This window comes from Rahnella aceris, from assembly GCF_011684115.1.
Lineage (GTDB): Bacteria > Pseudomonadota > Gammaproteobacteria > Enterobacterales > Enterobacteriaceae > Rahnella > Rahnella aceris.
Window position 1 is genome coordinate 2,176,558 of record NZ_JAADJV010000001.1, and the last position, 18,758, is coordinate 2,195,315.

The 18,758-nt window shown below is 57.6% G+C and carries 18 protein-coding genes; 16 read left to right on the forward strand and 2 right to left on the reverse strand.

Features of this window, described 5'->3' with window-relative positions; genetic code table 11:
* Positions 1–82 precede the first annotated feature (82 nt).
* From rutA to GW591_RS09960, 16 genes are all read left to right on the forward strand, one after another.
* Positions 83–1,174 (forward strand): pyrimidine utilization protein A, encoded by a 1,092-nt coding sequence (gene rutA, locus GW591_RS09885; protein WP_015690205.1) that lies wholly within the window; start codon positions 83–85, stop codon positions 1,172–1,174.
* Positions 1,171–1,923, forward strand: a complete 753-nt coding sequence (gene rutB / locus GW591_RS09890) for a pyrimidine utilization protein B (protein WP_015690206.1) — start codon at positions 1,171–1,173, stop codon at positions 1,921–1,923. The genes rutA and rutB overlap by 4 nt, the downstream gene beginning before the upstream one ends.
* Positions 1,924–1,949: 26 nt before the next feature.
* Complete coding sequence (gene rutC, locus GW591_RS09895; RefSeq protein WP_013576309.1) at positions 1,950–2,336, forward strand: pyrimidine utilization protein C; 387 nt, start codon at positions 1,950–1,952, stop codon at positions 2,334–2,336.
* Positions 2,337–2,378: 42 nt separating this feature from the next.
* Positions 2,379–3,218: a pyrimidine utilization protein D gene (rutD, locus tag GW591_RS09900; protein ID WP_013576310.1), complete on the forward strand. Its 840-nt coding sequence runs from the start codon at positions 2,379–2,381 to the stop codon at positions 3,216–3,218.
* Positions 3,203–3,793 (forward strand): malonic semialdehyde reductase, encoded by a 591-nt coding sequence (locus GW591_RS09905; protein WP_166860514.1) that lies wholly within the window; start codon positions 3,203–3,205, stop codon positions 3,791–3,793. The genes rutD and GW591_RS09905 overlap by 16 nt, the downstream gene beginning before the upstream one ends.
* Positions 3,794–3,862: 69 nt before the next feature.
* Positions 3,863–4,393: an NADH-dependent FMN reductase RutF gene (rutF, locus tag GW591_RS09910; RefSeq protein WP_052300784.1), complete on the forward strand. Its 531-nt coding sequence runs from the start codon at positions 3,863–3,865 to the stop codon at positions 4,391–4,393.
* A gap of 32 nt (positions 4,394–4,425) precedes the next feature.
* On the forward strand, positions 4,426–5,772 hold the full coding sequence (rutG, locus tag GW591_RS09915; protein WP_166860516.1) for a pyrimidine utilization transport protein G: 1,347 nt from the start codon (positions 4,426–4,428) through the stop codon (positions 5,770–5,772).
* A gap of 254 nt (positions 5,773–6,026) precedes the next feature.
* Positions 6,027–7,667 (forward strand): TIGR04028 family ABC transporter substrate-binding protein, encoded by a 1,641-nt coding sequence (locus GW591_RS09920; RefSeq protein ID WP_013576314.1) that lies wholly within the window; start codon positions 6,027–6,029, stop codon positions 7,665–7,667.
* A 17-nt stretch (positions 7,668–7,684) separates the two neighbouring features.
* Positions 7,685–8,644: an ABC transporter permease gene (locus tag GW591_RS09925; protein WP_131638074.1), complete on the forward strand. Its 960-nt coding sequence runs from the start codon at positions 7,685–7,687 to the stop codon at positions 8,642–8,644.
* Positions 8,641–9,504 carry an ABC transporter permease gene (locus GW591_RS09930; protein ID WP_013576316.1) on the forward strand — a complete coding sequence of 288 codons (864 nt, stop codon included), beginning with the start codon at positions 8,641–8,643 and terminating at the stop codon, positions 9,502–9,504. The genes GW591_RS09925 and GW591_RS09930 overlap by 4 nt, the downstream gene beginning before the upstream one ends.
* Complete coding sequence (locus GW591_RS09935; RefSeq protein WP_166860518.1) at positions 9,501–11,120, forward strand: dipeptide ABC transporter ATP-binding protein; 1,620 nt, start codon at positions 9,501–9,503, stop codon at positions 11,118–11,120. Before GW591_RS09930 ends, GW591_RS09935 begins: the two co-directional genes overlap by 4 nt.
* 27 nt (positions 11,121–11,147) lie before the next feature.
* Positions 11,148–12,209: a putative FMN-dependent luciferase-like monooxygenase gene (locus GW591_RS09940; RefSeq protein ID WP_112198066.1), complete on the forward strand. Its 1,062-nt coding sequence runs from the start codon at positions 11,148–11,150 to the stop codon at positions 12,207–12,209.
* Positions 12,206–13,315, forward strand: coding sequence for an alkylhydroperoxidase domain protein (locus tag GW591_RS09945; protein WP_166860520.1), 1,110 nt, complete (start codon positions 12,206–12,208; stop codon positions 13,313–13,315). The genes GW591_RS09940 and GW591_RS09945 overlap by 4 nt, the downstream gene beginning before the upstream one ends.
* Positions 13,308–14,168: a VOC family protein gene (locus GW591_RS09950; RefSeq protein ID WP_166860522.1), complete on the forward strand. Its 861-nt coding sequence runs from the start codon at positions 13,308–13,310 to the stop codon at positions 14,166–14,168. The genes GW591_RS09945 and GW591_RS09950 overlap by 8 nt, the downstream gene beginning before the upstream one ends.
* 322 nt (positions 14,169–14,490) lie before the next feature.
* Complete coding sequence (locus tag GW591_RS09955) at positions 14,491–15,972, forward strand: sugar ABC transporter ATP-binding protein (protein WP_112198698.1); 1,482 nt, start codon at positions 14,491–14,493, stop codon at positions 15,970–15,972.
* An 11-nt stretch (positions 15,973–15,983) separates the two neighbouring features.
* A complete protein-coding gene (locus tag GW591_RS09960; protein WP_015690214.1) occupies positions 15,984–16,979 on the forward strand; it encodes an ABC transporter permease in 996 nt (331 codons plus the stop codon).
* Between the two features lie 609 nt (positions 16,980–17,588).
* On the opposite strand, the gene GW591_RS09965 is transcribed toward GW591_RS09960, so the two are convergent.
* Entirely contained in the window at positions 17,589–18,125 is a 537-nt protein-coding gene (locus GW591_RS09965; RefSeq protein ID WP_112198505.1) for a GNAT family N-acetyltransferase, read from the reverse strand.
* 27 nt (positions 18,126–18,152) lie between these two features.
* Complete coding sequence (locus GW591_RS09970) at positions 18,153–18,722, reverse strand: helix-turn-helix domain-containing protein (RefSeq protein WP_013576324.1); 570 nt, start codon at positions 18,720–18,722, stop codon at positions 18,153–18,155.
* Positions 18,723–18,758: the final 36 nt, after the last annotated feature.

An 18,758-nucleotide genomic window follows, 5' to 3' on the forward strand; every position in this document is an offset into this window, starting at 1 on the left:
AACCCGCAGGACGCACTCAAGCCGCGCAGAGATTTTCGCAAGCCCTTGTTTTGGTAATTTTTATTTTCAACCGAGGTGAGCTATGAAAATCGGTGTATTCATTCCTATCGGCAACAACGGCTGGTTAATTTCAGAAACTGCGCCGCAGTACAAACCGACCTTCGAACTGAACAAAACCATCGTGCAGAAAGCGGAGCATTATCATTTTGATTTCGCGCTGTCGATGATCAAACTGCGCGGCTTCGGTGGCAAAACCGAATTCTGGGAACACAATATGGAGTCGTTCACGCTGATGGCCGGTCTGGCCGCCGTGACCTCCCGCATCCAGCTTTATGCCACCGCCGCCACGCTGGTGATGCCTCCGGCGATTGTGGCGCGCATGGCCGCCACCATTGATTCCATTTCCAACGGACGTTTCGGCGTGAACGTCGTCACCGGCTGGCAGAAACCGGAATACGAGCAAATGGGCATGTGGCCGGGCGATGACTATTTCAGCCGCCGCTATGATTACCTGACCGAATACGTCAGCGTGCTGCGCGACCTGTGGGGCACCGGTCACTGCACACTCGACGGCGAATTCTTCAAAATGGACGACTGCCGTGTCAGTCCGCGCCCGCAGAGCGAAATGAAAGTGATCTGCGCCGGACAAAGCGATGCGGGTATGGCGTTCTCCGCCAAACATGCCGATTTCAACTTCTGCTTCGGCAAAGGCGTTAACACACCGACCGCCTTTGCACCGACCGCCGCACGCATGAAAACGGCGGCCGAAGCCGAAGGGCGCGACGTTTCTTCTTATGTCCTGTTTATGGTGATTGCCGACGAAACCGACGCCGCTGCCCGCGCCAAATGGGATTTGTATAAATCCGGTGCTGACGCCGAGGCGCTCGCGTGGCTCACCGACCAGAGCAGCAAAGACACAAAATCCGGCGCTGATACCAACGTCCGCCAGATGGCTGACCCGACTTCGGCGGTCAATATCAACATGGGCACACTGGTCGGTTCTTACGCCAGCGTTGCCAGAATGCTTGACGAAATCGACACCGTGCCCGGCGCAGGCGGCGTACTGCTGACCTTTGACGATTTTGTCGAAGGCATCGAAAACTTTGGCCGTTATATCCAGCCACTCATGAAAACCCGCCAGCACATCGGCACTGAGCAGAAAGAGGTCGCATGATGAACGTTGTTGAGAATCAAACTGTGGTCCGCCGCGAGCCCCACAACACCGGCGAGGAAACGATCCTCACAGCACGTCCTGAAGCCATTGCGTTTACGCCGCAGCAAACGGCGCTGATTGTGGTGGATATGCAAAACGCCTACGCCTCACAGGGCGGTTATCTGGATCTGGCGGGGTTTGATGTCTCCGCCACCGCGCCGGTGATTGCCAATATCAAAGTGGCGATTGCCGCTGCCCGCGCCGCCGGAATCAAAGTGATTTTCTTCCAGAACGGCTGGGACAATCAGTACGTCGAAGCTGGCGGTGCCGGTTCGCCTAACTTTCATAAATCCAATGCGCTGAAAACCATGCGTAAACGCCCGGAACTGATGGGCAAACTGCTGGCGAAAGGTGACTGGGATTATGACCTGGTGGATGAACTGCAGCCGCAGCCGGGCGACATTGTTCTGCCCAAACCACGCTACAGCGGCTTCTTCAATACTCAGCTCGACAGCCTGCTGCGCAGCTACGGTATTCACCATCTGGTGTTCACCGGCATCGCCACTAACGTCTGCGTGGAATCTACGCTGCGTGACGGCTTCTTCCTCGAATATTTCGGTGTGGTACTGGAAGACGCCACCCATCAGGCCGGGCCGGAATTCGCGCAAAAAGCGGCGATTTATAATATCGAAACCTTCTTTGGCTGGGTCTCCAGCGTACGTAATTTCTGCGACGCCGTGGGTTACAAAACTGAACAAAACGCGGCCTGACCGCTTTCTGAAAAGGACAATTAACCATGCCTAAAAGCGCCATTATTCCGGCTGGCAGCGGCGTTCCGCTGGCACCTTTTGTTCCGGGCACCCTCGCCGATGGCGTGGTGTATGTTTCCGGCACGTTGCCGTTTGATAAAGACAACAACGTCGTGCATGTCGGCGATGCCGCGGCGCAAACCCGCCACGTACTGGAGATCATCAAAAAGGTGATCGAAACCGCGGGCGGCACGATGGACGACGTCACCATGAACTCAATTTTCATCACCGACTGGGCGAACTACGGTGCGGTAAATCAGGTTTACGCCGAATACTTCCCGGGCGAAAAACCGGCACGGTTCTGCATTCAGTGCGGGCTGGTGAAACCGGATGCGCTGATTGAAATCGCCTCGATTGCCCATATCGGCAAATGATGCGTGCGATGGAACCTGTCCTGAACTCCCTGAGGTAACAGCATGTATTACAAGGTACTGGGTAAGAAAAATGCTGATGCAGAAACCGTCGTGCTTTCCTCCGGCCTCGGCGGTTCCGGTGGTTTCTGGCAGCCGCAACTGACCATGCTCGCGGAGCATTTCCGCGTGGTGGTCTATGACCAGCACGGTACCGGCGTCAGTCAGGGCACGGTGCCCGCCGGTTACCGGATGGAAGACATGGCCGATGAACTGGCGGGTATGCTCAACGGGCTGGATATCAGCCGCTGTCATCTGGTCGGTCACGCGCTCGGCGGCATTATCGGCCTGCATCTTGCCCTGCGTTATCCGGCGTTGTTGCAAAGTCTGGTGGTGATTAACGGCTGGACGAAGCTCGACAGCCAGACGCGGCGCTGCTTTGAAGTGCGGCAGAATTTACTGCTCAACAGCGGGGTCGATGCCTACGTGCAGGCGCAGCCGCTGTTTCTGTATCCGGGTGACTGGCTTTCTGAACATGACGCGTTATTGCAGGAAGAGCGCCAGCATCAGGTGGCGCATTTTCAGGGGATGGAAAACCTGCTGCACCGTTTGCAGGCGCTGATGAATTCAGACCTGACGGCGTCGCTTGGACAAGTGATCACCCCGACGCTGGCTTTCAGTTGTAAAGACGATTTGCTGGTGCCGTGGTCGCGTTCGGTCGATCTCGCTTCCCGTCTGCCTAACGGCGAACACACGCAAATGCTGTACGGCGGCCACGCCATGAGCGTAACCGACCCGGAAACCTTTAACCCGATTTTACTGGACTGGCTGCTGCGGCACTCATCGCAAGCGTCCGCTACGCCGTCCGGTCACCTGCCCACGGAGACATCATGGCCGAAGCATTAACCGCCAGCGCGCTGGCAACCTTATTCACCGAAGCCCGCACGCACAACGGCTGGCTGGATAAACCGGTCACCAGCGAACAACTGAAAACGATTTACCAACTGGCGCGCATGGGGCCGACCTCGGCCAACTGCAGCCCGCTGCGCATCGTGTTTATTCAGAGTCCGGAGGCGAAAGAAAAACTGGCTCCGGCGCTTTCGGGCGGCAATCTGAAAAAAACCATGACTGCGCCGGTGACGGCGATCATTGCCTGGGATCCGGAATTTTACGAACTGCTGCCGGAACTGTATCCCTCCGGCGATGCCCGTTCGTGGTTCACCTCCAGCCCGCAACTGGCGCACGACACGGCATTTCGCAACAGCAGCTTGCAGGCCGCGTACCTGATCATGGCCTGCCGCTCCCTCGGGCTGGATACCGGGCCGATGTCCGGTTTTGACAACGCCAGAGTCGATGAAACATTTCTGGCGCAGGAAGGCTGGAAATCTAATTTCCTGATCAACATCGGTTACGGCGATCACAGCAAAGTGTATCCGCGTGCACCACGCCTTGATTTCGACCGCGCCTGCCGCGTGCTGTAAGCATCAATGAAAAAATTTGAGGACACGACCATGCCATCAACCCTGAACGCCACACTGCCTGTTCCCGATATGCCAGTCGTTGAAAAACACGCTGCCGTTGAGAAACAAGCCGCCGTTGAAAAACAAGAGTACCGCGATGCGATGGCGCGCCTCGGCTCAGCCGTCAACATCATCACCACCGACGGCCCCGGCGGACGTGCAGGTTTCACCGCCTCCGCCGTATGCAGCGTCACCGATTCGCCGCCGACATTGCTGGTCTGCCTGAACCGCTCAGCGTCGGTGTATCCGGTCTTCAAAGAGAATCAGGTGCTGTGCGTTAACACGCTGGCTGATTGCCATGAGTCACTGTCCAATTTATTCGGTGGAAAAACGCCGACGGAGCAACGCTTTGAAGCCGCTGAGTGGGAACGCCTCGCCACCGGCTCGCCGATCCTCACCGACGCGCTGGTGTCGTTTGACTGCAAAGTCACGCAAATCACCAGCGTCGGCACCCACGACATTTTGTTTTGTGAAGCCGTTGCGTTACGACGCAACGACGACAGCCACGGACTGGTGTATTTCGACCGGCGCTATCACCCGCTGATGCGTCAGATAGCCTGATAACTCAATCCTCAACTTAGTAAGGGTCGTGCATGGCAAATACCTGGTTTCCACAATGGCGTAAAAGAGAAGGCAATCTGGATGGCGCAGTGATCGCGCCGGATGAACGGCTGCCGTTCGGATCGACAGTAATCATGGGGCTGCAACATACGGTGGCGATGTTTGGTGCCACCGTGTTAATGCCATTGCTGATGGGTTTTGATGCCAACATGGCGATTTTGATGTCGGGCATCGGCACCCTGCTGTTCTTCCTGGTGGTCGGCGGACGCGTACCCAGTTATCTCGGTTCCAGCGCCGCGTTTGTCGGGCTGGTGATCGCTGTGACCGGCTACAGCGGCCATGGCGCGAACCCGAATATCGGCGTGGCGCTGGGGGGCATTATTGCCTGCGGCGTGATTTATACATTGATCGGTTTTGTGGTGATGGCAGCCGGTACGCGCTGGATTGAACGCCTGATGCCGCCGGTCGTCACCGGTGCGGTGGTGATGGCAATTGGTCTGAACCTCGCGCCGATTGCCATTAACAGCGTGTCGGCCTCTTCATTTGACAGCTGGATGGCGGTAATGACCGTGCTGTGTATCGGCTCGGTGGCGGTGTTCACCCGCGGCCTGGTGCAGCGCCTGTTATTGTTGCTCGGTCTGGTGGCGGCGTACCTGATTTACATGGTCATTACCAACGGCCTCGGGCTGGGCACACCGGTAGATTTCAGCGCTGTGGCACAGGCGCCGTGGTTTGGCATCCCGGCCATCACCACGCCGGTGTTCAGTTCTCACGCCATGCTGATGATTGCGCCAGTGGCGGTGATTCTGGTGGCGGAAAACCTGGGCCACATTAAAGCCGTGGCCGGTATGACCGGCAAAAATCTCGACCCGTACATGGGCCGCGCGTTTGTCGGTGACGGTCTGGCAACCTTACTTTCCGCCTCGGCGGGCGGCACCGGTGTGACGACTTATGCCGAAAACATCGGCGTGATGGCGGTCACCAAGATTTACTCCACGCTGATTTTTGTTGCTGCGGCGATTGTTGCCATTGTGTTGGGCTTCTCGCCCAAGTTTGGTGCACTGATCCACACCATTCCGGGGCCGGTACTCGGCGGCGCATCGATTGTGGTGTTCGGACTGATTGCTGTGGCAGGTGCCCGCATCTGGGTACAAAACCAGGTGGATCTGGGACTTAACGGAAATTTGATCATGGTGGCAGTCACGCTGGTACTGGGCGCAGGCAACTTTACCCTGAGCCTGGGCGGCTTCAGCATGGGCGGCATCGGCACAGCCACGTTTGGTGCCATTTTGCTCAATGCCTTCCTGAGTCGCAGCAAACAGGCAAAAATTCAGCCTGAAATAAAAGCTGGCACAGAAGCTGCATTAAAAGATCACTGACGACCTCAGTTTCTCCTTAGCTCATCATTTTTGATGATCGCCAGCGGTTAGCCGGTCCACCCGTCCGGATTAGCCGCTGGTTTTTTTCTTTCTGCCTCCCGCACATTTTCCCTAATGCCGTTTCCAGCTAACGATTGCAAAATTCCTTCGTTCACCTCCCTCTTAAATTGGTTTGTTATGGGCTCAGCACTTTGGTTCTAAGCACGCCAAAGTCATCACCTGTCACCATGACCAATAAGAAAAAGGGTTTAACGATGAAGAACATTCGCCGGATTAACGCGGTGACCCGCGCACTGGCTTTAGGGGCACTTCTCACCAGCACGTTTTCTGCCATCGCCGCCGACGGCACACCGGTTCAGGGCGGCACGCTGATTTATCTTGAACAGCAGGCGCACACCAACCTGTATCCGCCCGCAGGTGGCTTCTACCCGAACGGCGGCATACTCAATCAGATCACCGACAAACTGACTTACCAGAATCCGAAGACGCTGGAGATTGAACCCTGGATTGCTGAATCCTGGTCATTCAACGCAGATAAAACCGAATACACCTTTAAACTGCGTCCGGGCGTGACCTTCTCCGACGGCACGCCGCTCGATGCCAACGCGGTCGCCAAAAACTTTGATACTTACGGTCTGGGCAACAAAGAGCATCACCTGCCGGTCTCCGAAGTCATCAACAATTATGACCACAGCGAAGTGGTTGATCCGCTGACCGTGAAGTTCTATTTCAAAAAATCCTCGCCGGGATTCCTGCAGGGCACGGCAACCATTGGCTCCGGTCTGGTGTCGCTGAGCACGCTGGATCGTAATTTTGATGCGCTGGGCGACGCCACGCACATCATCGGTTCCGGCCCGTTTGTGGTCAGCAAAGAAACGCTGGGGCGTGAAGTCGATCTGACTGCCCGCAAGGATTACAACTGGGGGCCGAAAAACCTTAAACAGCAGGGTCGCGCTAACCTCGACGGCATCAAAGTGATCGTGACCGGTGAAGACAGCGTGCGTATCGGCGCACTGCTGGCGGGTCAGGCTGATTTCATCCGTCAGGTTCAGGCGTATGACGAGAAACAGGCCAAAGACCAGAACTTCCCGCTTTATGCCGCGCCGACCAAAGGCGTTAACGACAGCATTTCGTTCCGGCCGGACAACGCGCTGGTGTCGGATCTGAAAGTGCGTCAGGCGCTGCTGCACGCCACCAACAGCAAACAGGTGGTCGATACGCTGTTCTCACCAAACTATCCGCAGGCCACTTCGGTGATTGCCAAAACGGCGGCCGGTTATGTCGATCTGAGCCACAAACTGACCTACGACCCGACGCTGTCCAAAAAGCTGCTCGATGAGGCGGGCTGGAAACCAGGCCCGGACGGCATCCGCCAGAAAGACGGCAAAACGCTGTCACTGACTATTTATGAATCGCTGCCACAGCCGCAGAACAAAGAGGTGTTGCAACTGGTTTCCCAGCAATGGAGCCAGGTCGGCGCGAAGCTGAATATTCTGGCGGGCGACGCGGGCAGCCGCGTAGCGGATAACCTCGATCCGGAGAAAACCCCGGCTAACGTGGTGGAAGTCGGACGCGCCGATCCGGACGTCATCAAAAGCTCCTTCTACCCGACCAACCGCGATGCGCTGCTGCAAAAAGGCGGCCTGAGCAGCAAGGTGAAAAGCTTCCGTGACGACAAACTTAACGATCTGCTGACCGCGATTTCTGCCGAAGTCGATCCGAAAAAACGGCTTGAACTGACCGGTGACGTGCAGAACTACCTGCTCGATCAGGCGTATGTCATTCCGATTTTCGAAGAGCCGCAGGTGTTTGCCGGTGCGCCGTATTTCAAAGGCGTAAGCTTTGAAGCGGTCGGGCGTCCGAGCTTCTACGGCGCATGGCTGGAAAAGCATTAACTGACGGGGAGTAAATCATGAGCCGATACGTGAGCGGTCGATTCGGGCAGGCTTTGCTGGTGTTGTGGGCGGCGTTTACCGTCTCCTTCATCCTGTTGCAGGTGCTGCCCGGCGACGCGATTCTGATTAAATTCCAGAACCCGGACATGGGATTAAGCCCGGCACAAATCGCCGATATGCGTGCCGCTTACGGCGCGGATGTGCCGGTCTGGCAACAATATCTGCATACGCTGGGCAATTTCCTGCGCGGGGATCTGGGTTACTCGATTCAGGCTGGCGTACCGGTCACCGAATTACTCAGCAGCAACTTTCCGCCGACACTGCGTCTGGCGCTGATGGGTTTTGCTCTGGCCGCCGTGGTGGCTTTTGCGCTGGCATTTCTTTCCAGCCTGTTGCATTTCGGCTGGCTGAAAAATGCTTTTCAGGCGGTGCCGTCGCTGTTTATTTCCATCCCGACCTTCTGGCTGGGCATCGCGCTGATTCAGTTTTTCTCGTTCCATCTGCGCTGGATCCCGGTGATTAATCCGGGTGAATGGGTCGGGCTGATTCTGCCGGTTATCACCCTGGCGGTACCGATTTCCGCGCCGCTGGCGCAGATCCTCATCCGCAGTATTGATCAGGTGCAAACCCAGCCGTTTGTCGCCGTCGCCCGCGCCAAAGGTGCCAGCCGCAGCGGCGTGTTGTGGCGTCATGTGGCGCGCAACGCCCTGCTTCCGGCGCTGACCATTGCCGGTTTGCTGTTTGGCGAACTGATTGCCGGAGCGCTGATCACCGAAACCGTCTTCGGTCTTAACGGCCTCGGGCAACTGACCCAGCAGGCAGTGAATAATCAGGATGTCGCGGTATTGCAGGCGATTGTGGTGATTTCCGCCGCCGCCTTTGTTGGCATCAATTTACTGGTCGATTTGCTGTATCCGCTGCTCGACCCGCGCCTTAAAACCTCTGCCTCTAAACATTCAGGAGGAGCCACCGCATGAGCAGTTTACCGCTTGGCAAAAGCATTCTGTCGTTGCCGGTGACACAGCGCCGCCGCTGGAAACCCGCCCGCCTGCAGCCGGGCTTAATTCTCGCCTGGCTGGTGATGGCGACCGTCATTTTGTGGGCGATTGCCCCCGGCTTATTTACGGATTACAGCGGTACCGAAGGGATTGCCGGGGCGCAGCGTCTGGCGCCGCAGGCCGGACACTGGCTGGGCACGGATCAGCTCGGCCGCGATGTGTACGCACGCATTGTGTATGGCGCATCGCATTCCCTTTCCGGTGCACTGGTCGCGGTGGCGCTCGGGCTGGTGTTCGGCACCGCGCTAGGGCTGGCGGCGGGTGCCAGCGGCGGTCTGGTGGATGCCATTGTCATGCGCATCAATGACGTATTGCTGTCAATTCCCGGCCTGCTGTTGTCACTGAGCGTGATTATTCTGCTCGGCTTCGGCACGGTTCATGCGGCGATTGCCGTCGGTGTGACGTCGGTTGCCAACTTCGCCCGCCTGGCACGTGCCGAAGTGGTGCTGGTACGTCACAGCGATTACGTCGAAGCCGCGTACGGCAGCGGCGGATCCTTCTTCGCTGTTTTGTGGCGACACATTTTGCCCAACTCGCTGACCTCAGTGATCGCCTTCTCGGCGTTGCAGTTTGGCAGCGCGATTCTGGCGATTTCCACCCTGAGTTTTCTCGGTTATGGCACGCCACCGCCGACACCGGAATGGGGTTTACTGATTGCCGAAGGCCGCAATTACATTTCCACCGCCTGGTGGCTGACCACCTTCCCCGGCGTGGTGGTGGTTTTAGTGGTGCTTTCCGCCAACCGCATCAGCCAGTCATTACGCAGGAGAACGCGATGAACGCACAGGCCACTTTTACGCATGACGCTCCGCCGGTTCTCGAACTGGAAAACGTATCGATTGCCTACGACGGCAAACCGGTGGTGTATAACGTATCGTTTTCCATTAACGCCGGGGAGGTGCTGGCGCTGGTCGGCGAATCCGGCTCAGGGAAAACCACCACCGCACAGGCGATTATTGGCCTGCTGGCAGAGAACGGCCATATCGAACAGGGCGAAATCCGTCTGAACGGTTCCGACATCAGCCAGTGGTCGCAGCGCCGTCTTGATGCCCTGCGCGGTGCGCGCATCAGCCTCATTCCGCAGGATCCGACCAGTTCGCTGGATCCGGTGAAAACCATCGGTTCGCAGGTGGCGGAAATTCTCGATATCCATCAGCGCCTGCCGCGTGTGCAGCGCGACGCCCGCGTGGTGGAACTGCTGTCACGCGTCGGTCTTTCGCATCCTGAGCAACGGGCGAAACAGTATCCGCACGAGCTTTCCGGCGGCATGAAACAGCGCGTTTTAATCGCCATTGCCATTGCGCTGCAACCGGCGCTGATCATCGCCGATGAGCCGACCAGCGCGCTGGACGTCACAGTGCAAAAACGCATTCTGGATTTGATCGACGAACTGCGCCGCGAATCCGGCACCGCCGTGTTGCTGGTGACGCATGACCTGGCGATTGCTGCCGAACGCGCTGACCGGTTGCTGGTGTTCCGTCACGGCAAAGTGCAGGAACAGGGCATCACACGCGAGGTGCTGGATGCACCGAAAAGTGATTACACCCGCCAGCTTTTCGCCGATGCCCCGGCCCTTTCCGGCCGTCACCGTGCACAACTTCGCGCAGCGGAAGATCCGGTGCTGGTGGTCGAAAACATCACCCATGATTTCACGCTGGGTGGCAAACATCAGGCGGCGTTCCGCGCGGTGGATCACGTGTCATTCAGCATTCCGCGCGGCACCACCCATTCGCTGGTCGGCGAATCCGGCTCCGGCAAAACCACGCTGGCGCGCATTCTGCTCGGTTTTCAGAAACCGGACAGCGGACGCGTACTGATCGACGGTGAAGACATCACACGGCTAAAAGGTGAAGCCTTGCGGCAGTTACGCAAGAAAATCCAACTGGTATATCAGAACCCGTTCGCCTCGCTGGATCCGTCGCAAACGCTGTTTCGCGTGATCGAAGAACCGCTGCTGAATTTCGAAAAAATCCCGGCTGCCGTGCGCCGTGAACGGGTGCTGGATATCGCCCGCCGCGTGGCGCTGCCGGAAGAATTACTCAGCCGTAAACCTCGCGAACTGTCCGGCGGTCAGCGCCAGCGTGTGGCGATTGCGCGCGCGCTGATTTTAGAGCCGAAAGTGCTGATCCTTGATGAAGCCACGTCGGCGCTCGACGTCACCGTGCAGGCGCAAATCCTGACGTTACTTCAGCAGTTACAGGACTCACTCGGCCTGACCTATTTGTTTATTTCGCACGATCTGGCCACCGTCCGGCAAATCTCACACAGCGTCTCGGTGTTAAACCGCGGGCAGCAGGTGGATTCCGGCAAGGTGGAAGACGTTTTCGCCCTGCCTTCCAGCGATTACACCCGCCAGCTAATCGATGCTATTCCCGGTCGCCACCGCGCCGCATAAACCAGACCATGAAACAAGAGGGACATTATGAGCAGTAAACGTCTTGGATTTTTCACCCGCCTGCTGGACAACACCAGTGCGCAGGAACGTTACCGGCTGGCGACCGAGCAAATCATTCATGCCGAACAGTTAGGTTTTGATTCCGCGTGGGTCGCGCAGCACCATTTTCATGAAGCCGAGGGCGGCCTGCCTGCGCCACTGGTTTTTCTTGCACAGGTGGCGGCGCATACCCGCTTTATCCGTCTCGGCACCGGCGTAATCACGCTGCCGATGGAAAACGCATTGCGCGTTGCCGAAGACACCGCCGTGCTGGATTTACTCTCCGGCGGACGGCTTGAGGTTGGTTTAGGCTCCGGCGGCACACCGTCATCCTTCCCGCCGTTCGGGCTGGAAAGTCACGAACGCGGTACGGCATTTGGCAATAATCTGCAAACCCTGCTCACCGCCTGGCGTGGCGAACCGCTGGCGGGCACCGATAACCGCTTATATCCGGCGGCGCCGCAACTGGCGAACCGCGTCTGGCAGGCGACTTTCTCGGTGGACGGCGGCGCACGTGCCGGTAAATCCGGCGACGGACTGATGCTCTCGCGCACCCAGCCACGTCCGGCGGACGCGCCGGATTTGCGTCTCGATGAGCTGCAAAACCCGATTATCGATGCCTATCTGGATGCACTGCCGGAAGGCGTACCGCCGCGCATCATGGGTTCGCGTACCGCATTCGTCACCGAAAATGGCGATGAAGCGCGTGAGCTGGCGCAAAAAGGCTTACGCCGTCAGGCCGAAAATCACCGCGCCAGCGGACAGACTGTGCAAGGCGACACGCTGGATGATTATATCCGCGCCTTCGACGTGCATCTCGGCACGCCAGCGCAGGTGACCGCAACGTTGCAGGCCGATACCGCGCTGGCCCGCGTCACCGATCTGGCGTTTCAGGTGCATTCCATCGATCCGCCGCATCCGTATATTTTACGCTCCATCGAACTGATTGCCCGTCACGTTGCGCCCGCGCTCGGCTGGGTTCGCCGCACGCCGCAACGCAGTGTTTCCACCTCTTCTGCCGATTCCTCATTCTCAAGGGAAGCCCTATGACTACCTTTTCGACCGACCTGCTGGAAAAACTGGCCGATATTGCCCCGGATTCCGCATTGAAACAGGCTCGTGATACCCGCGACGCCACCACCCGTCACGCACAGGGCAGCTATGACGCGCTGTTTACCGAACAGGATGGCGTGGATTTCTCACTGGCTGAGCGCCTGAGGCTGGCGCAAAACGTCGCGCGCTGGCACGGCGATTCGCAACTGACTAACCACTATTCCGAGCGTTTGCAGGATTTGCCGGATATCGACGAAACCGCGCGCCTCGACGCGGCACTGACCCACGGCGAACGCCTGAGCTTCAAACCTGCCAGCGCGACTCCGGCGCATTTGCAGGCACTGAAAAAAGCCGGCTGGTCGGTGGATGCCATTGTGACGCTGTCGCAACTGATCGCCTTCGTCAGTTTCCAGAGCCGCGTGCTGCGCAGCTACCGTCTGATCGGTGGCAAGCCGGTGGAGAACGGCAGCAATAAGCCGGTCGGTGCCGCGTTCTGGCGCACCGAACCCAATACCCACAGCGGCCGCGATGCACCGCAGGCCTTTACCCAGGAAGAACTGGGCTGGGAGCCGTGGATCCCGGCGAAAAAACTGGAAGAATTTGATGAAGCCCAGCAGGCTATTCTGGCGAAATTCGGCCATACCGATTCTGACTATTTCCGCCTGTTAGGTCGTAATTTACCGGTACTCGAACAGCGCACGCTGACCGACAAAGGAATTTTCTACACCGCAGGCGGGTTGCCGCGCAAAGAGCGCGAACTGGCGGCGACGGTTGCCAGCAAAATTAACGGCTGTATTTACTGCGCCTCGGTGCATTCACGCAAAGCCAGCCAGCTTTCCAAACAGACGGAAGATGTCCAGCGTCTGATCGACACCCCGCCGGGCGGCATTCTCAGCAAAGAGCAATCCCCGCGCTGGCAGGCCGAAATTGATTTCGCCGCCGCGCTTTCCGCCACACCACCGGTCGCCACGGAGCAGCACATTGCGGCGCTGCGCGAGCAGGGTTTAAGTGAGCTGGAGATTGTCGATCTGGCGCAGTCTGCGGCGTTCTTCGCCTGGGCAAACCGTCTGATGTTAACGCTGGGAGAACCGTTTAATGACTGAAGCACAACATTCGCAGCCCCTTCGCCCGCAGCTTGATCACGTGGTGATCAACGTCGCCGAACAACTGGATCAGGCCGGGCAGCAGTTCCGCCGTTTGGGGTTTCATCTCACGCCGCGTGGCCATCACTCGCTGGGATCCAGTAATCATCTGGCGATTTTCGGCGAAAACTATCTTGAACTGCTCGGCTATGAGCCGGGCAACGCTCACACCCGCAAAGACCTGTGGCAGGCACCGCTTGGCCTGACCGGTCTGGTGTGGAAAACGCAGAATTCATCGGCGGTATACGAACATCTGCAACAGCAAGATATTGCCGGTTCCGCACCGGCGGAGTTCTTCCGCCCCGTCGGGCTCAACGACGGCACTTCACCGAATGCGCGATTCCGCACCGTACCGCTGGCCGCCAGCCGCGTACCGAATGGCCGCAGTTTCTTTTGTCATCATCTGACGCCGGAACTGGTGTGGCGCAACGAATGGCAACACCACCCGAACGGTGTTGCCGATATCACCGGTTTCGTGATTTCTGCGGCAAATCCGCAGGAAGCCGCTAAGGTGTATGGCGAATTGTTTGGTGTCAGTGCGCTGGAGTTCAAACCGCAGGAAGTCGTGCTGCGCGCAGGCCGCGCCACCGTCCGGTTTATCACACCGGAGCAAGCCGCCGCTGAATTCGGCATTGTGCCGGAAGGCGAGAACGGCAGCGCCCGCATGGTCGGACTGGAATTCGCCACGCGGTCGCTGGAGGCAGTACGGAATAGTTTGCGGGTCGGGGAAATACTTTTCAGGGATGACGTTAACCGTGTGTCTGTCCGGGCAGCGGACGGGCTTGGGGTGGCGCTTGGATTCAGCGAGGAATGATCTGCTTTTAGCTCCTCCCCCTGCGAAGGGGGAGGCCGGGAGGGGGTTTTAAGTATTAACGCAAATGCCTGCGCAGTGACTTAACCCGCTGATTTGTCTTTAATACCCCACCCCAACCCTCCCCTTCGCAGGGGAGGGAGTCGATCGAGTTTCCGCTGAAGACTTTAGATCTTTTCGCTCTTAGTTATCACTTTTATTTTGTTGCTTAAATTCCCTGATATGTTAAAACTCTGCTACTGCGAGTCTTAGACGGCTAAACGTCTAAATCCCCAACCGTCTATTTAATAAGGCCCAACGCCCAGTGACTTCCTCCCTCCTTGAGATGCGTAATATCTCGATTTCATTTGCCGGTTTTCCTGCCCTGCGCCAGGTGGATTTCACGCTGGAAGGCGGATCCGTCCATGCATTAGTCGGCGCAAACGGCGCGGGGAAATCGACGCTGATGGCGGTGCTTTCCGGCACGCATGACCATTACACCGGGCAGATCACTATCGACGGCGAAGCGGTAAATATCCGCCTGCCACATCATGCCCGCGAGCACGGTATTCATCTGGTGCAGCAGGAAGTGGACGTCGCGCTGGTGCCGACGCTGAACGTTGCCGAAAACATCATGCTCGACCGCCTTTCCGAACCGGGCCATCTGCATAACTGGCCGCAACTTTATCGTCAGGCGCAACTGCTGACTGAGCAACTCGGGCTGAACATCAGCCTGCGGGCGCGGATCGAAAGCTGCACGCTGGCCGAGAAACAACTGATTTTGCTGGCGCGGGCGTTATCGCATAAATGCCGTTTTCTGATCCTTGATGAACCGACCGCCCCGCTGGATCAGGCGGAAAGTGCACGCCTGTTCGCGCTGGTCCGCAAGCTGAAAGCCGCCGGAATGGCGATCGTATTTATCTCGCATCGCATTCATGAACTGCGCGATATCTGCGACCGTATGACGGTGCTGCGTGACGGGCGTCTGGTCAGCGATGACAGCATGGACGGTCTGAGCAATGAACACATCATCGAGAAAATGATCGGCCATCAGCTCGACGATATTTATCCGCCGCGCCGTCCGCCGCACAGCGGTGAAACGCTGCTAAGCATTCACGGGATGCACGATAAAGACAAACTGCGCGATATCTCGCTGCGACTGCATCGTGGCGAAATTCTCGGCATCGCCGGGCTGGCGGGAGCCGGAAAAACGGAACTGTGCAAAGCGTTGTTTGGCGCAACGCCGAGTCAGGTAGAAAGCGGTGAGCTGAATGGCAAACCGTGGAAGCCGAAAGAGCCGCACCTTTCTGTCGAACAGGGGCTGGCGTTAGTACCGGAAGAACGGCGCAAGGAAGGGATTTTCATTGACGAAAATATCCCGATGAACCTGAGTGTGACCGCTGATGACACCTTTTCGCGCTGGAGTATTTTCAACGCGCGCCAGTCGCTGTCATGGGCAAAAGACATTATCAGCCGCTTAGGCATTCGCGCTTCCGGGCCGATGCAGAAGCTGGCCCGGCTTTCCGGCGGCAACCAGCAAAAGGTCGCCATCGGGAAATGGCTGCGCAGTGAGAGTCAGGTGTTGATCTTCGACGAACCGACCAAAGGCGTGGACATCAAGGCCAAAACGGACGTGTTCAGGCTGATCGACGGCCTGGCGCAACAGGGAAAAGGCATTATTTATGCTTCCGGTGAGTTCGCCGAACTGGTCGGTTTATGCGACCGCATTCTGGTGTTATGGGACGGCCGTATCGTCGCCGAACTGAACGCCGCAGACGTCGACGAAGAAACCTTATTAGTCTATTCAACCGGAGGAATACCCGCGTGAACAAAGCCGTGGTGAGTAAAGAAAACGTGCCCGATGCCCGCCAGCCGTGGCGTCATCAGCTGTTCGAATTTTTATATAAATGGGGCATGTTGCTGACCGTGGTGTTGCTGATCGCCGCTTTTGGTCTGGCGTCAGATAACTTCCTCGAACCGTCGAACATCATCAATATCTTGCGTTCGATTGCCATCGTGACGGTGATTGCCATCGGCGTGTCGATTTCCCTGGCGGTCGGCGGCTTCGATTTATCGGTCGGCTCCACGGCATCGCTTGCCAATGCGCTGGTGATTTCGATGTTCGTCTGGCACGGTTTCGGCACGACCGAAGCGATACTTATCACGCTGGCGTTGTGCACGCTGGTCGGCCTGTTCAACGCCTTTCTGATCGTCATCCTGAAAATTCCTGACATGCTGGCAACGCTCGCCAGTCTGTTTGTGATTCAGGGCGCAGCGATGACTTACAGCTACGGCGGTTCCATCACTGAAAACATGTTATTGCCGAGCGGCGACATGGCCGAAGGCACGGTCCCTGCGGTGTTCAGCCTGCTCGGTCAGGTGCCGGTGATTGTGATCGTGATGGCCGTCGTGACCATTGCGGTGCAACTGTTTATGTCGCTGACCAAGCATGGCCGCCGCATGTACGCCATCGGCGGAAATCCGCTGGCCGCACGTCTGGCGGGGATCCGCACCGCGCGCTACCGCGTGATTGCGTATGTGATGTCATCTGTTCTGGCCGGTGCAGGCGGGATTTTGCTGGCTTCACGCATCGGGTCTTCACAGGTGAATGCCGGTGGCGGCTATCTGATGGATGCCGTTGCCGCCGCTTATATCGGTTTCTCGCTGGCAGGTTCCGGTAAACCGAATGCGCTCGGCACACTGCTTGGCGCGGTGATTTTAGGCGTGCTGTCGAACGGGCTGGTGATGTTGTCGGTGCCGTATTATGCGATGGATATCATCAAAGGGTTAGTGCTGGCAGTGGCGTTAGCGCTGACGTATATCCAGAAGAGATAGCGGAGGCCGCTGCTATATTTCGGCCTCTTTAAGGTCAACACCGTGGGCTTGCCGCCCACACTGGCCCAAAGGGTTTTAAACGAAACCCTTTGGAATCCTGCGTTTTTTTAACTGCGCGCTTCGCTCGCTGGCTATGTTTCAGAAACCACAGCGACAGGCTGGAAATCTTGCCGCTGCGCGGTACCTTCTCTCGGTCTTCGAGCCATAGGTCTCGAAGCCGCTCCGTTCAGCAAGATTTCTGAATCGCCCGCGGGATCTTAAATTCAAGGGCAGACAGTTTAAGATTTCAAAATCAGTCAGGTTGTGAATTAAGAGCCTGAGGCCGGTTCCAAAATACCGCCGGACGAGAGGTGGAAAACCGCGCATCTTTTTGCGCGGGTTGTAACCCGATGGGAGGGAACCGCGCAGCGGCGGGATTTTGCGGCTATCACTGCGGCTGATGAAACATAGTCAGCGAGCGGAGCGCGCAGTGAAAGAGCCCGGGGGGTCTTGGGGGGCGGCGGCGATAAGCCGTCCCCCAAGTCGGTGTGGGCCGACGCCCACGACCTTGAATTTGAATTTGAATTTGAAGTTGAAGTTAAAACCGCCCCTGATTCGGTCAAAATCAGATCACACCAGCACCTTATACATCACACTCGTCGACTCCAGCATTCCCCCCGTCGACATCGCATAATGCGGAATCGTCCCGCTCAGGGTGAAACCCTGATTTTCATACAATGTCTGTGCCGGACTGCCGGTGACGGTATCCAGCACCAGCAAGGTTTTGCCCTCTTCCCGCGCCAGCGCTTCAACCGCCGTCATCAGTTTACGCGCGATACCCTTGCGGCGGCCATCGGGGTGAACCATCAGTTTAACCACGTCACCGCGGTGCGCACCGTTGGCGGGCTGATCGACCACCAGTTGCACCGTGCCGATGATTTTGCCTGCCATGCGCGCCACCAGCAGGCGTTTTTCGCCACGCTCAAAAGCCGGTAACAGCTTTTGCCAGAACGCCTGCGCCTGCACAAAACCGAAAGGCAAAATAAAACCGATGCTGGCACCCAACGCCACGGACTGCATCAGGGTTTCGGCCAGCGCATCCAGATCGATTTGCGACAATACGCCGCCCTGCACTTCACTGATCACCACTTCATTGCTGTTTTGCATCATGTTAAACCTTACTCAGTCAGACATTTAAGGACGTGAAATGACGATGGCGTAGCGGGCATCTGCCGGGCCGGGCACATAGAAAGAAGTCCTGCCGTGAAGATGAAAACGCAGGCAGTCGCCCGGTTCCAGCCGGTAACTGCGGCCATCGAGCACAAATTCCAGTACACCTTCAAGCATCCAGATATGCTGTTCGAGTCCCTCTACCGGCGGTGCGTCGTAAGTAATGCTGGCGCCAGCTTTCAGCACACCTGAAATCAACTCAGCACGAAAACCCGGTGCCGGTGCGGAAACGGAACGACGCTCGAAGCCGGTTTCCCGGTCATGCCACACCGGTTGTTGCGATGCGCGGATAAGCTCCGGGGGGTTATCTTCCAGCGCCATCAGCAAACGGGAAGTGGTCAGCCCGTAAGCCGCACTCAGTTTGCCCAGCAACGAGGCCGTCGGGCTGGTCTCTGCCCGCTCCACGCGTGAAAGTGTCGCGCGGCTTATGCCGGTCATCTGCGCCAGTTGTTCAAGTGACCAGCCCTGGCTGACGCGTAATTCAGCCAGCCGTTCCGCCAGACGGAGATCGTGATTGTCCTGCCCTTCTCCCATTTTCTTACCCTGTCGTGAAATCTCAATACAGGGAAA

Bases quoted from the DNA above. Each gene is read 5' to 3' on its own strand.
- GW591_RS09955 (WP_112198698.1), top strand. From the start codon at position 14,491: ATGCGTAATATCTCGATTTCATTTGCCGGTTTTCCTGCCCTGCGCCAG.
- rutC (WP_013576309.1), top strand. From the start codon at position 1,950: ATGCCTAAAAGCGCCATTATTCCGGCTGGCAGCGGCGTTCCGCTGGCA.
- GW591_RS09920 (WP_013576314.1), top strand. From the start codon at position 6,027: ATGAAGAACATTCGCCGGATTAACGCGGTGACCCGCGCACTGGCTTTA.
- GW591_RS09940 (WP_112198066.1), top strand. From the start codon at position 11,148: ATGAGCAGTAAACGTCTTGGATTTTTCACCCGCCTGCTGGACAACACC.
- GW591_RS09925 (WP_131638074.1), top strand. From the start codon at position 7,685: ATGAGCCGATACGTGAGCGGTCGATTCGGGCAGGCTTTGCTGGTGTTG.
- GW591_RS09930 (WP_013576316.1), top strand. From the start codon at position 8,641: ATGAGCAGTTTACCGCTTGGCAAAAGCATTCTGTCGTTGCCGGTGACA.
- rutF (WP_052300784.1), top strand. From the start codon at position 3,863: ATGCCAGTCGTTGAAAAACACGCTGCCGTTGAGAAACAAGCCGCCGTT.
- GW591_RS09970 (WP_013576324.1), bottom strand. From the start codon at position 18,722: ATGGGAGAAGGGCAGGACAATCACGATCTCCGTCTGGCGGAACGGCTG.
- rutB (WP_015690206.1), top strand. From the start codon at position 1,171: ATGATGAACGTTGTTGAGAATCAAACTGTGGTCCGCCGCGAGCCCCAC.
- rutG (WP_166860516.1), top strand. From the start codon at position 4,426: ATGGCAAATACCTGGTTTCCACAATGGCGTAAAAGAGAAGGCAATCTG.
- GW591_RS09905 (WP_166860514.1), top strand. From the start codon at position 3,203: ATGGCCGAAGCATTAACCGCCAGCGCGCTGGCAACCTTATTCACCGAA.
- GW591_RS09965 (WP_112198505.1), bottom strand. From the start codon at position 18,125: ATGCAAAACAGCAATGAAGTGGTGATCAGTGAAGTGCAGGGCGGCGTA.
- rutA (WP_015690205.1), top strand. From the start codon at position 83: ATGAAAATCGGTGTATTCATTCCTATCGGCAACAACGGCTGGTTAATT.
- GW591_RS09935 (WP_166860518.1), top strand. From the start codon at position 9,501: ATGAACGCACAGGCCACTTTTACGCATGACGCTCCGCCGGTTCTCGAA.
- GW591_RS09950 (WP_166860522.1), top strand. From the start codon at position 13,308: ATGACTGAAGCACAACATTCGCAGCCCCTTCGCCCGCAGCTTGATCAC.
- rutD (WP_013576310.1), top strand. From the start codon at position 2,379: ATGTATTACAAGGTACTGGGTAAGAAAAATGCTGATGCAGAAACCGTC.
- GW591_RS09945 (WP_166860520.1), top strand. From the start codon at position 12,206: ATGACTACCTTTTCGACCGACCTGCTGGAAAAACTGGCCGATATTGCC.